At 61.3% G+C, this 13,529-nt stretch carries 6 protein-coding genes; 4 read left to right on the top strand and 2 right to left on the bottom strand.

What is annotated here, in order from left to right:
* Nucleotides 1-137: 137 nt before the first annotated feature.
* On the top strand, nt 138-848 hold the full coding sequence (locus UB48_RS15460) for a histidine phosphatase family protein (protein ID WP_045198574.1): 711 nt from the start codon (nt 138-140) through the stop codon (nt 846-848).
* Nucleotides 849-904: 56 nt separating this feature from the next.
* Entirely contained in the window at nt 905-1,222 is a 318-nt protein-coding gene (locus UB48_RS15455) for an SCP2 sterol-binding domain-containing protein (protein ID WP_045198572.1), read from the top strand.
* 74 nt (nt 1,223-1,296) lie between these two features.
* On the opposite strand, the gene UB48_RS15450 is transcribed toward UB48_RS15455, so the two are convergent.
* On the bottom strand, nt 1,297-6,495 hold the full coding sequence (locus tag UB48_RS15450) for a DUF6543 domain-containing protein (protein WP_045198570.1): 5,199 nt from the start codon (nt 6,493-6,495) through the stop codon (nt 1,297-1,299).
* Between the two features lie 201 nt (nt 6,496-6,696).
* Here UB48_RS15450 and UB48_RS15445 point away from each other — a divergent pair, with 201 nt between their 5' ends.
* The gene (locus UB48_RS15445) at nt 6,697-7,764 is read left to right on the top strand and encodes a phosphotransferase family protein (protein WP_045198568.1); all 1,068 of its coding nucleotides are present in this window, start codon (nt 6,697-6,699) and stop codon (nt 7,762-7,764) included.
* Between the two features lie 22 nt (nt 7,765-7,786).
* The gene (locus UB48_RS15440; protein WP_045198566.1) at nt 7,787-8,554 is read left to right on the top strand and encodes an SDR family oxidoreductase; all 768 of its coding nucleotides are present in this window, start codon (nt 7,787-7,789) and stop codon (nt 8,552-8,554) included.
* Between the two features lie 61 nt (nt 8,555-8,615).
* Here the strand turns inward: UB48_RS15440 and UB48_RS15435 are convergent, their stop codons facing one another.
* Nucleotides 8,616-13,520 (bottom strand): DUF6543 domain-containing protein, encoded by a 4,905-nt coding sequence (locus UB48_RS15435; RefSeq protein ID WP_177329166.1) that lies wholly within the window; start codon nt 13,518-13,520, stop codon nt 8,616-8,618.
* Nucleotides 13,521-13,529 lie beyond the last annotated feature (9 nt).

Genomic DNA, 13,529 nt, shown 5'->3' with positions numbered 1-13,529 from the left:
CCCGCCCTGCCCCTGCCAGCGCAGGAAATCTTCGGCAATGCAGTTCAAACGCTCTTTTCAAACGCTTGTATGTTTTTTCGTTGACAGCCTGACAGCGGCAACCTAACCTCGGCTCATCCTTAGCGCAGGCGGACGACGTGGGCAGTATCTACCTGATTCGACATGGCCAGGCTTCATTTGGTGCAGACGACTACGACGTCCTCTCGCCCGTGGGCATGCGCCAGAGCGAGGCCCTGGGCGAGCACCTGGCGCAACTGGGCTTGCGCCTGGACCGCTGCCTGGCTGGCGACCTGCGCCGCCAGCAGGACACCGCGCGCCTGGCCATGGCTGTGATGCACAACGCCGGTTGCGAAGTGCCCACGCTGGAGACCGACAATGCCTTCAACGAATTCGATGCCGACGGCGTGATCCGCGGCCTGCTGCCTGGCCTGTTGCCGGACGAGCCCGAAGCCTTGCACGTGCTGCGCAACGGCACTCAGAACCGCAGCGAGTTCCAGCGCCTGTTCGCCTTGCTGGTGCAGCGCTGGCACGGCGGCGAACACGCCTGCGAAGGCGCCGAGAGCTGGCAGGGCTTTGTCCAGCGGGTCGATGGCGGCCTGCAGCGGGTGCTGCAACAGGCCGGCAACGGCGACAACATTGCCATTTTCACCTCGGGCGGCACCATTGCCGCCCTGCTCCACCTGGTAACCCGTATCACTGCCGGCCAGGCTTTCGAGCTGAACTGGCAGATCATCAACACCTCGCTCAGCCAACTGAAGTTTCGCGGCCGCGAGGTGGCCCTGGCTTCCTTCAACAGCCAGGCCCATGTGCAGCTGTTGAAGGCGCCGGAGCTCATCACCTACCGATGAACCCCGGCTCGTTGTGACCTCACCCGTCACGCAAATCACTTAATAAGGAACACACCATGAGCGATGTAGCAAAAGCCGTCGAAGCGATGAAAGCCAAGTTCAACCCAGCCGCCGCCGCTGGCCTGGACCTGGTATTCGGTTTCAACATCACTGACGAAGACAAGCACTACGCCCTCATCGTCAAGGATGGCACCTGCGAAATCCAGGAAGGCGAAAACGCCGACGCCAACTGCACCCTGGTGCTGGACAGCGACACCCTCAAGGGTATCGTCAGCGGCGAAACCGACGGCATGCAGGCCTTCATGGGCGGCAAGCTGCGCGTTGAAGGCGACATGATGCTGTCGATGAAACTGAGCGAGCTGTTCCCGGCCTGATCGGCTTGCAGTGGTAACAAAAAAAACCGAAGCCCAGGCTTCGGTTTTTTTTGATTGCAATCACCGGCAGGTCGCTATCCGGCGTTTCGACCAATTTCCTCTTCTGTCAGAACCCCCGGAAGCTCATTTTCCCTTGCCTCCCGGGCATCCTGCAGGTTTGCATACGCCTGGTTCCATTCGGCCTCGACATAAGCCAACTGCGCCAGCTCGTTTTGTGTTACCCCGAATGCCAGCGCCAACTGCTCAGCCGTCTGGCCCTGTACCACAGGAAGCGGCGTTGCCAAGTCCGCTTGCTCCCCCCGGAGCCGTTGCAGCGCTTCCATGAAATCGATCGCAGGGTCGAAGACTTCGGCCAGTTCAACCTGCAGCGCCGCAAAGCGCTCGCTGTGCACACGTCTGAGATAATTCTGCCAGTAGACTTCCTCGCCCATCCATTGCGGTAGCAAGCCAGCCTGGTCCTGGCGAATGATGCGCGCCGCCTCGGCCAGCATATCGCTGGTCACCCAGGTCACAAGGCCAGGAAACCTCATCGTGGACGGCTGATTGCGCAAGCCCAGGCGTGCGGCCAGGTGAATTCGGTAGTACAGCTCCACTTCTATGTCGTCGATGTCTGGCATCGACGGTCGCCAGCCGCGGATCTGCTCCGCCACATAGGTACGCAAGCGCTGCAGGCGCCAGCGGCTGATGCCAAGACCGAGCAATCGCCGACTTGCTTGGTCTCCTTGCGCCAGAGCAACCTGGCTAAGCGCCTGATTGGCTTCGCGCAGCCCCTGCAGATCACTGAACACCACGATATCGCGGTCTTCACAAGTATCGGCATCGACTGCCTGGTCGAACAATTGCCTGCCCAGCCCTTCAGGACCAGGATCTGCCGCGGCCGCTTCAATCAACTGCACCGCCTGCTGCTCGTCCACTTGCCCATTGTTCAACACGCGGGCCAGCAAGCGCCGAAACGAGCGCGACTCCGGTAGTCTAAACAGCTCCAGCGCGGTGTGACTCTGTTCTTCAGTCAATGCATGGTAGGCCGTCAGATCATCGTCCTCGCCCTCATCCACGCCCGCCTCGAAATCCACGTTCGCTCCCGGCTCGGCGTCCACCTGCCCTCGCTCCAGACTCAGGCGGGTAGTGAGTTCCGCGCTCATGCTCTCGTAGCCGAACGACAACCCAGGCATCCTTCCGGCGCCTTCGGGGACCACGGTGATGGCGTTGTACTCAAGGCGAACCTCCATCTGCGAGTTGACCTCAAGCCCGGCCGGCCACGTGCTGATTTGCGCGTTCGGCAATGCCAGGAGCCGCAGGTGCGGCATCTGACGAATGTCCGGGGTGCGCATCAGCGGATTATGGCCCATGGACAGTTCATACAAATGGGTGATGCCTGCCAGCTCACTGACATCGGCTTCGCTCAGGGTGATGTTATTGTGGGTCAAATACAACCGGCGCAACGCGGGTATCCCGGCCAGTTCGGCAAACGCCCCCGGCCCGAAACTGACATCGTTCTCCACCAGCGACAAGAATCGCAAGCTGGACAACTGCCGCAAGGGCCCAAGTTGCTGAGCGGACACGATCGAAGGCGTCACCGACACGCCACGCAACTCCAGCCTCCACAACTGCCGCAGCTCGCTCAAGCGCGCAAGGTTAGCCAAGCCTATTCGGGTGTAGGTGAGGTCGAGCACTCGCAAACCTCTCAGTCGTGCCATGTTTTCCGGAAGCTCGGTGATCGGCGTATAGTTCACGCTCAAACGTCGCAAGTTGGGAAAGGCCTGCAGGAAATCCGCGGGCAATTCGCTGATGGCCGTCATGCTGCACAGCTCAAGCTCCAGTACCTGGTCAAATTCGCTTGCCAACGGTGGCAGCGCATCGACGCTGGGGGAGTCTAGCCTCAGCACGTAGCCGTGCGCTCCATCCAGTTGATACTCGCTGGCCTCCAATGGCGCCCTGCTGCGCTGTTGCCAGACATCCAGCAACTGCATCGCCAATTGCCTGCGCCGTTCGCGGGCCGTGGCTGTAGCCCCCTGCTCCACCCACGCCGACAAGCCTTGGCGTTCAGCTTCCAGCTCCTGTTCCAGGTCGCCGACCACATTCTCCAGGTTTTCACCCTGCAAACCCGCGTTGCGGACGATGTCGCGCAACTGCCCATCGGTATAGTCGGGGAACAGGCGACGCAAACGCTGCTCATAAGTGCGCGGCAACAAGCGCCCGACCACCCCGCCCAAGGGGTAGCCACGGCGTCCCGCCCCCACCGGCAGGGGCGTCCTGAAGCGGCCATGCTCAACCGCCATGCCCAGCGCCAGCCGTGTCTTGGCAGGCTTTCGCGCTGCCTGCACCAGCAGGGCGCGGCGCAGTGCGGTGCTGTCGCCGATGTTCACGCCAAGGGCCACGCGCTCGCTGTCGGGCAAAGCCTGCAGCAGGCTGGTAAAGAAACCATGATCCGCTGTCTCGAGCCCGCTCAACTCGGCGCCTTGTTCGTCAAAAGCGCGCCAGCCGCGGGCGCTTTTGACCAAGGTTTTTCGCGTCGTTGCTCCCGTGCTGCCGATACTGTCGAGCTCGGTGCCGAAAACACTGTCGCGACGCACGCTCAAATGGACCGAATCGCTCCAGCCGGGCAGCTCCGGCAACAGATGAAGCGCTAGCCGGTAGGTGTCGTCATTGGCCAGGTAGCTGACTTCCAGGCCTTCGCAGGCGCGGCCCAGGCGTACCTGGCGCAACGCCTCGCGAGCCCGCTTGGCAAGCGTCAGCGGTACTCGCCCCGAATCCTGCCAGCGGCTGCGCTCAACTTCGCTGGCCGCCTTGGCCAGCGCTTCGGCGAACGGGCGCGACAGCCCCTGGAAATCCCTTTGCAACGCTGTTTGCAGAGCGTCGAGGGGTTCGCTCGAGTCCTGGTACAGGCTGTCGAATATCCGTGACCTGGATGCCTGCATCTGCTCAGCCAGTTGCTGGCCGATCTCGGTTTCAAGGTCGCGGGCCAGGTGGTCATTACCAAACCAACTGCCGCGTTCGGCCACGCTCAAACCCTCTACCACCCTGCGAGCCAGGCGTCCTTCGGCCAGGTCACTGCGCGAAAGCCTGATGGCGGCTACCTCAGGCTGCGCACGGCCATACACCATCGGTTGCCCCCATAGTTCGGCACTGTCATACAGCTCGATGGCTTTGCCTTGCGGCCAGCGCGGTAACTCCGGCAGCAGCGATACCGGATAGTTGAAGCCTGATTGCAACCCCTGCCCCGTCTTTACATTGTCGATCTGTGCCGCGATCAGGCGATCGATTTCAAACCGCCGCCTGACGTCGAGCAGCCCTGCCGGGGCGGGTTGGTCGTCACTGTAGACCGCACGCAGCTCAGCATCGCTGACGCCGCTGATGTCGGCCATGCGCTCAAGCGCCGCGTCTGCCCAACCTTCGAAGGCGTGCCCGAGCCTGCGCACCAGGGTCGGGCGTGGCCAACTGTCGACGCGCTCCAGCGCATGATGCCAGGCACCCTCACCGTTATGCTCAAGTACAGGCCGGTAAGCCTGAGGGTCGTCGGGGTGCTCGATACGCCATTTGCCCAGGTGCGAATCCTGGGTGATTTCCAATGGCTTGCCCTCGATGCGGATGTAGCGTTTGCCAGCGACCCGGTAAATGCCTTGCGCATCGGCAAAGTGGCCCTCCAGCAGTGCTGCGCTTTGCTGGTAAGGGGCAAGATCCGGTCGCCACAGGCGGACCTCACCCCCCGGTAGCTCGACCACCTCCAGCGCATCGATCGCCAGCGGCTGGCTCAACGCGGCGCCCGTGGCTCCCGCGGCCACACCCAGCCCGGCAGTGATAGCCAGGTTGATACCGAAGGACTGCAAATAGCTGATGGCCTGTTGCTTGTCGTTAGCCTCCCAGGCCTGCAAGCCGTTGAACAGGTCGCCGAGCAGCTGCGCACCGAGGGCCACCATCATCACCTCGCCCAGGCCCGGCACGAAGAACGCGGCTACGTTGAGCATGCTAAAGCCTAAGCCCAGGTAATGGTTCAACTCCTGCAACCAGGCGTCGCGATCGACATCAGCGGTCGGCACCGCCAGGGTCTTGGCGTCGTCCCAGGCCCTGGTCAACATCGCGCTGTGCAGGTAGTCGAAGCACTCGCCGCGTATTTCCTGAAGCCTGGGTGGGTGCGCGTGCCAGTTGCCGCTTTGCTTCAATTGAGTGAATACGGTGGATTGCCCGCGGCGCCCGACGAACCGACTGAAAAAGCCCTGGAACTGCGGGTCTTGCAGGCGCGCCTTGAGGCTGCGGTAAAAATCAGCGTAGGAGTCGTATTCCTGCACAGGCTTGGCATCGCCCGGCATTATCACCACGACCGGCACCGGCAGCGCCTGGCCGGCAGGATCGGGGCTGAGCAACAAAAAGCCGCCGCCCAGGGTGCTACCGAAGAGGTTGAGCAGGTAGCAACGCGAACCGTCGAACGCGCTGTTGCCATGCTCATACACCTTGTTGACCTTCAGGGTCTGTGTCGCCGGGGCGCTTGCCGACTGCCTGAGCATCTGTTTGAGCATGCGGTAGGCCGGCTCGCTGATGTGGCCGGCGATACGCGCGGCGTGCACGTTGCTTTCGCAGCGGTCCCTGGCCGCCGATACCAGCGTGCGGCGCACGGCGTCGCGGCTCTGGGCGGCGTCGAGAATTGACTTGAGATGATCCTGGTACTGTTGGCCGATATCCAGTTCCCGGCACAGCTTTGCAAACTGCTGGGTGCTGATGGGCAGCTTGCTGGCGTAACGGATGGATTGATGTGCGCGTCGCTCAGGGTCCACTGTCGAGGGGAAAGGTTGCAGGGCACCGACCGCCGTCACCGCACTGTAGGCATCGGTGCGAAAGATCTCTGCGTCGCTTGCAGTAAAATTCTGCAAGGCCGCCTGCAACAACGGTTGGCGTGATATCAACACCGAGGCCAGGCGATCTTCGCGCAACGAAGCATCATCGCGCATGTGCACCAGCTCATTGGCCGTTACGCTGATATCCAGCGCCAAGCGCTTGTTTATTTCAGCGTGCAACAGCGGCTCGGCAAACTCGCTGATACCCTTGATTTGCCTCAGAACCCGGGCGGCCGCAGCGCTGGAAGCCTGGGTACGCCTCAGGCTGTCGTTCAATGCCTGGCGCAGTTGCGCGTCAGTATCTGCGACACTCTTCGCGGGAGGCAGTTGACGTTGATGCAGCTCTTTGATGGCATGGGTGCTGGCATGGCTCAGCCAGGTGGGGATCTGCTGGTTGAAATAACGCTCGTGGCTCTTGAAAGGCGTCAGGGTGTCGGCGGTCATTGTCGCTGCCTCATGGATGGCGGAAGGCAGCAGTCAATCAAAGGCACGCAGGGAGCGGGGTGTAGTTATATATGCGCAGCCGATCAAACCTGCTGATTGTGCTGCAACACGCTCACCTATAACGCCCGGGTGTGCTTGTGAGCGTGCGCGGCAGGAATTAGATTGGCCAATAATCTCTGGCTTTGAACATAAGGGAAACGCATGACGCTCACCGACCAGTCCACCCAGGTCCGCCCCGGCGAAGAACTTGATGCCGCAGTGATCGACCCTTATCTGAAAGCGCATATCCAGGGCCTGGCCGGTGCGCCGACCATCAGCCAGTTCCCCGGCGGCGCCTCGAACCTGACCTACCTGGTGCAATACCCCGGGCGCGAGTTTGTACTGCGCCGCCCGCCTTTTGGTCACAAGGCCAAATCTGCCCATGACATGGGCCGCGAGTTCCGCATCCTCAACCAGCTCAACAGCGGCTTCCCCTATTGCCCCAAGGCCTACGTGCATTGCACCGACGAGTCGCTGATCGGCGGCGAGTTCTATGTCATGGACCGGGTCAAGGGCATCATCTTGCGCTCGGACCTGCCGCCGGAGCTGGGCCTGGATGCCCAACGCACCGAGGTCCTGTGCAAGAGCTTCATCGAGCGGATGGTCGAGCTGCACCAGGTCGACTACAACGCCTGCGGCCTGGGCGACCTGGGCAAGCCCGAAGGCTACGTGCAACGCCAGATCGAGGGCTGGGCCAGCCGCTACGAAAAAGCCCTGACCGCGGACGCACCGCGCTGGGAAACGGTCATCGCCTGGCTGCGCGAGAAAATGCCGGCCGATCACCCCAAGCCTGCCATCGTGCACAACGACTACCGCTTCGACAACGTCATCCTCGATGCCGACAACCCCATGCGCATCATCGGCGTGCTCGACTGGGAAATGACCACCATTGGCGATCCGCTGATGGATCTGGGCAACACCCTGGCCTACTGGATTCAAGCCGACGACCCGGCGCCGGTGCAACTGATGCGCCGCCAGCCAAGCAACGCCCCGGGCATGCTCACCCGCCAGCAGTTTGTCGATTACTACGGCGAACGTGCCGGGATCAAAATCGACAACTACGACTTCTACTACACCTACGGCCTGTTCCGCCTGGCCGGCATCGTCCAGCAGATCTACTACCGGTTCTTCCACGGCCAGACCCAGGACAAGCGCTTCGCCCAGTTCATCCACATGAACACGCTGCTGGAGCACATGAGCCTGCAGGTCATCGGCAAGTCCCCACTCTGACGACTCCAACAAGGAAAAGACCATGTCCAAGACCCACCTGTTCGACCTCGACGGCAAAGTCGCCTTCGTCTCCGGCGCCAGCCGCGGCATCGGCGAAGCCATCGCCCACCTGCTGGCCCAGCAAGGCGCCCATGTGATCGTCTCGAGCCGCAAGCTCGAGGGTTGCCAGCAGGTTGCCGAAGCGATCATCGCCGCCGGTGGCAAGGCCACCGCGGTTGCCTGCCACATCGGCGAGATGGAGCAGATCAGCCAGGTCTTCGCCGGCATTCGCGAACAGTTCGGGCGCCTGGACATCCTGGTCAACAACGCCGCCACCAACCCGCAGTTCTGCAACGTGCTGGACACTGACCTTGGCGCCTTCCAGAAGACCGTCGACGTCAACATCCGCGGTTACTTCTTCATGTCGGTGGAAGCCGGCAAGCTGATGCGCGACAACGGTGGCGGCAGCATCATCAACGTTGCCTCGATCAACGGCGTGTCGCCGGGGATCTTCCAGGGCATCTACTCGGTGACCAAGGCGGCGGTGATCAACATGACCAAGGTCTTCGCCAAGGAATGCGCGCCGTTCGGTATCCGCTGCAACGCCCTGCTGCCAGGCCTGACCGATACCAAATTCGCCTCGGCGCTGGTCAAGAACGATGCGATCCTCAACACCGCGCTGCAGCAGATCCCGCTCAAGCGCGTGGCCGACCCGAAAGAGATGGCCGGCGCGGTGCTGTACCTGGCCAGCGACGCATCGAGCTACACCACTGGCGTCGCGTTAAATGTCGACGGTGGCTTTCTGAGCTAAGGGCTGGCCGTAAAAGAAAGGGGCTCAGGCCCCTTTCTTCATGCCTCGATGCTTTTGCCGATCAGGGCTTGCGCTGTACACCCGAAGGCCCCGGCTGCGGGCTTTGTGTCGGGACGCCCTGGGCAAAGTACTCGCTGACTACCTGCCGGGTGTATTCGACCCTGGACAACTGGATCAATGCCGGCATCAGGTTGAACGCCTGCAGCCGATGATCTTCGTTGTCCAGCACCAGCGGCCCGGAACTCACCGGCACCTCATCACGCTCGGCAATGACTTTGCGGGCCTGAGTCAAGAGTTGCTCCAGCCGGGTACGTGCCGACTCGCCCAATGTGCGTGGCAGCCCTTCACCAACGGCCAATTCCTGCAGCGCCGATTCAACCTCGTAGCTCCAGGGAGCGCACTCTTGCGCAACCAGGTGCTCCTGCCAGAACGGCTGGTCGCTCAAGGCAACCGGGAAATCCTGAGCCTGCGTGGTCAGCACATCGGTCTCGACCTCATCCGCCATCGAACGGGTCATCCATGTCACCATGCCGGCATTGGCCTGGCGTCTGGGCTGGTGGCGCAAGCGTAGCCGGGCCGTCAACGCGATACGAATATACAACTCGATTTCGGCATAGTCCGGCTGACCGGCGGGATTAGGGCGTTGTGCCCACCAATCGCGATAGCGCCTGGCCACAGACTCGCGCAGGCTGCGAACCCGCCACAGCGACAGGCCCAGTTCAATCAGCGCGGGGCGGGCATCACCGGAGGTAGTGGCCACCACCCGATCCGCTTCTGCCAGCCCCAGCAGGTCGGAAAAACGCTGCACTGCAGAATCTATGCAGCCCAGGTCCAGTGCTACGCGGTAGAACTCCTCACGCCGGGTTTCATCGAACATGCGCAGGATGATCGAGTGGGCTTGTCTGGTTACCTCTTCGCGCTCATCCGCTGGCGTTCGCGACAGTATCGTGTTCATCAACGCAAAGAACGCACGACTGCCGTTACTGTCCGCGTCAATCAATTCCTGCGCCAGACTCCGCTCCTGCGTCGACAAGCCCTCGAGCAGAGCGTTTTCGTCGCCCTCTCCACCACTAACTTCCTCCTCGGAGTCACTTGTTGACTCGCCCATCATGACGCGTGACAGGCGGACTTCACCATAAATTGCCCCTGACAGGTTATTCACTTGCGCCAGTTCCGAAAGCAATCGCTCGCGGTCCGTGGGATTGAGCCCGTGAACCGACAGACGCAGCCCAGGCACACGGCCAGCACCAGCAGCCACGCTCAGCAGATTGACATCCTCAAGGTTGGCGTGCTCGATGTGCGTCAGGCTTTCCAGGCCTAGCGGCCAAGCGGCGTACGAGTAATGCAGGTCCAGGCAACGCAACTCGCTCATGCCCCTGACATCGATTGCGTCGTGCAGTGGCGTGCGGCTCAGATCCAGGTGGCGCAGATGAACGAGCCCGCGAACATTCTCCCCATACAGCGTGAACGCGTTGCCGGACAGGTCAAGATAGGTCAGATGTTGAAGTGGCGTTAGCGCACCGATCACATCGCCCTCGAACCACGCCTGGCAGTCTCGGAGCACCAATCGCTGCAGATGTTGGCAGCGGGCGATGGCCGCCATATCTTCGGCGTACCAGGTGAAGGTTTGGCTAGGGCTTGCCGCTGGCCACAGATTGATAATGTTCAGTTCCCTTAGCTGCGAAAGCAGGCCGATCGGCCTCAAGTCCTCTGCACGCATGTGCGCGTTTATCAAGGACAGCGTGTGCAGCTGCGGCAAATCGGTCAGGCCGTTTGGCAAACTGTCTATCCTCGCCGTCAGATGCAGTTCGCGCAGGTTCGCAAAGCGCGCGATAAAGCTGCCAGGCAGGGTATCCATGTTCGGCAGGTTAAGGGTTAGGCGCTGTATGGCGTCGAACTCCAGCGGCAATGCGGGTAGGTTGTCAACAACCGCATCGTTGATCTCGAGCACAGTGACTGTCGGGTCCAGTGCGTTGAGCAACTGCTCGGCAATATGCCCTCGCCGGCGCGCCCCAAAACCTGCCCCGTGCACATTGGTGGCACCAACCCAGGCCCGCAGCGCACCGTCCAGGCGCAGTCGCGCGTCCTCCAGTCGATTGAGTGCGTCAACGACCGTTGGCCCCTGTCGTGTCACCTGGTCGAGAATACGTTGGATATGGCTCTCGGATGCCCGAGGGAACATCAATTGCAACCGTTCGATGCTGCTCTCGCGCTCGAAGCGCCCACCCGTGCCAGCCATCGCCCGGGCGCGGCGCTCGGAGCCATGCGGATGCAAGGTAACCCGTGGACGTTCAATGCCGAGCAAGGCCAGGGTGCGCGTCGGCTGGCTAACAGCCAGTTCATACAGCAAGTTGCGCAGTCGTTCAGTCTCGTTCGTACCCAACCCCAGGCGTTGGCGCTGCGCCGGCCCCATCAGATCCAGCAATGCGGCATGGAAATCAACGTGGAAACGGCTTTCAAGGTAACGTTCGCCCTGCAGCTGAACCACTTCGTAGCTGAACGGGCCGCCGCTCCCCAGCCCCCAGGACGCTGCACCTGGCACCTGGGCAAGGCGCCTGGGCGTGGTTCTGCGCACATCCCCGGGGTACATCGCAAGGTTCAGGTCCGAGTGCCAGCCGGGCAAGGCCGGTAACAATGCGAACGCCAGTGTACGGGTATCGATGTTGGCTTGAGCCGGCGCGCGAAAGCCCATCAGCGCCCGCGTCAGCCGATAGGCGTTCCAGGCCCGGCGTGAACGCTCGAACAGGTTCAGGCCTAGGAAACCGCGGGACAGACGTTCCAGAACGGGCGGTGAGGACTGGGCAATCAGCTCGTCAAGAATCTGCACAGGCAGGTTCGGATAGTGCTGGACAAGCTCGCCGATCTGTTGGGCTGAAGCCACTTGCGCCGGCTCAGGCAGTTGCAGCGTGGTCTCGCTACGCGCCAGAAATGCACGAAACAGCCTGTCGTACCATTCCAGAAACAGCACCGCCGGCGGTGTGGCGCAGTCAGGGCCGCAATAAGCGTTATCATCGTCCGGTTGTGGGCTGCGTCGTGGCCGGGGTACCTGAGTCTCGGTGACCGTATACAACGCACGAAATTCTGCCAGCTCTGGCACCTCGTACTCAGCAGGCACCACACGCCCGTCCTTGACCAGAGTCAGCAGCGATTCGGTCTTGCGCACCCGCCGCAATTGGCCAATCGTCCACACCAGCAATGCAGGCGGCGCATCGTCATGGCTATACACCCTGCGCAAGGTGGCATTGGTGACCCCACTGAGGCGCGCCGCCAGCATCAGGTCGTCATCACCCAGGTCGTCCAGCCAGCTCCCCAGGCGACGCAGTAGCGATAGCCGCCCCCACCGTTCGGGGCGCTCCAGGCTGTGATGCCAACTGCCCGCGCCGTTGTGTTCGAGGATCGGGTTATAAGTACGTGCTTCGGAATCCAGGTATAAGCGCTCTTTACCAATACTGGCATCGAATTTGATCAAATAGCTGCGGCCATTGATACGGATGGCCCGCCCCAGAGACGAGTGGATGATGCCTTGGCTATTGGGCGGATCGAATTGCAACTTGGGCGGCAAGGTATAGCTGCTCAGGTTGCTGGCCCAACGCCCGTAACGGCCGTTGGGCAGGATCACCCAGCGCCATGGCTTGACGAAATCCGAAGGGGCCTGGCCTTCGTCCTCTTCCCCGGCTTGAAACCCGACCCCGGCACCGAACATCAGGTGCTGCTGAGTAGCCTCGAGAAAATAAGGGATGGGGGCAAACGTTTTCGTGCGGCCCTCCACCAACGCCGTGGGCACCGCCAGATACCTGGCATCGTCGCCAAGCCTGCGGCACATTTGCTCGTACCAGTGTGCCTTCAAACCTTTGCCCAGCGATTCGGTGCGCAGATTCAAGCGCTTGTTGCGTGTGTACTCGTCGGGCTCCTGCAACGCGTCAAACACGCTGGACCATTTGGCCATTGGTACGAAACGGCGAAAAAAAGCCTGAAAATCGCTAGAAGTCAGCTGTATCTGCAGATCGTTCAGGAACGCTGAACGGGAGGGGTACTCCTTCAATGGCTGCTGGGGATGTCCCGGTACAAAGGCAACACAGGGCGACTGAGGCTTGTCGGCACCAAACACCAGAATTTCACTGAGTGCCACATCGCCCAGCAGGTGCAGCGACCACTCCTCGGCATAATCGTAGGGGGAGATACCGTCATTGAGGGTATGACGGATCTGACTGCCATGGCGGTCATCGCGTGCCGCTCCGTTGATGAACGCGTTGACGATCACGTTAGCGGCACTGCTCAGCAGGCCCTTGATATCGGCAATCGCCAGCTCCTCGGCCAGGACATTCATCGCAGCGACACATTTGACCTGCGCCAGGGAATCGGCAGCCAGCTCACGGGTTAAATACTCCTGATACTGTTTGCCCATATCCAGGGAACGAACGCGCAACGCATAGGCAACACCCTCATCGGCGTAACACACGATGGATGTGATGCTACTCCAGGCGTTCCGATCCTTGCCGGTGAAGCCAGCAAAAAGATCGAACTCCGTGGGTACGGCCAGCTTGATGTAAGGGTTGCGAGCCAATTGCAGTAGTTGCGCTTGATTGAAATTCTGCAAGGCGGCTTCGTACATTGAGCGCTGACTCAGCAGCACCTCATCCAGATCATTAGGTAATGTATCTGACTGGGGTTTGAACACCAGAAACGTGCCATTTACGGTGTCGACCACTTCGCCATAACTTTTACCAGCCATTTTCTCAAGCTGGGGTCGACAAAACTCATACAGGGTCTGCAACTTACTGATTGTCGCCGTCAGCTCACGGCGCAGCGTGCGGCCCTCTTCACGTATGCGCATCAGGCGCAGGCGCTTGGCCGGATCGGCAGTCTGCAGCCATTGGGGCAAACCTTCCTGTTCAAGGGGTGAAACCAACGACGGGATGTAACCGATCCCGGCATGCGGCAACGATGGCGCAGGGGAATTGCTCATTAGCGATGA

Source organism: Pseudomonas sp. 2(2015) (assembly GCF_000955865.1).
Taxonomy (GTDB): domain Bacteria; phylum Pseudomonadota; class Gammaproteobacteria; order Pseudomonadales; family Pseudomonadaceae; genus Aquipseudomonas.
Note: the sequence above shows the minus strand (reverse complement) of the source record. Positions and strands in the feature narration are given on the sequence as shown.

Excerpts from the sequence above, each read along its gene's own strand:
- UB48_RS15445 (WP_045198568.1), top strand. The coding sequence starts at position 6,697 with ATGACGCTCACCGACCAGTCCACCCAGGTCCGCCCCGGCGAAGAACTT.
- UB48_RS15455 (WP_045198572.1), top strand. The coding sequence starts at position 905 with ATGAGCGATGTAGCAAAAGCCGTCGAAGCGATGAAAGCCAAGTTCAAC.
- UB48_RS15450 (WP_045198570.1), bottom strand. The coding sequence starts at position 6,495 with ATGACCGCCGACACCCTGACGCCTTTCAAGAGCCACGAGCGTTATTTC.
- UB48_RS15435 (WP_177329166.1), bottom strand. The coding sequence starts at position 13,520 with ATGAGCAATTCCCCTGCGCCATCGTTGCCGCATGCCGGGATCGGTTAC.
- UB48_RS15440 (WP_045198566.1), top strand. The coding sequence starts at position 7,787 with ATGTCCAAGACCCACCTGTTCGACCTCGACGGCAAAGTCGCCTTCGTC.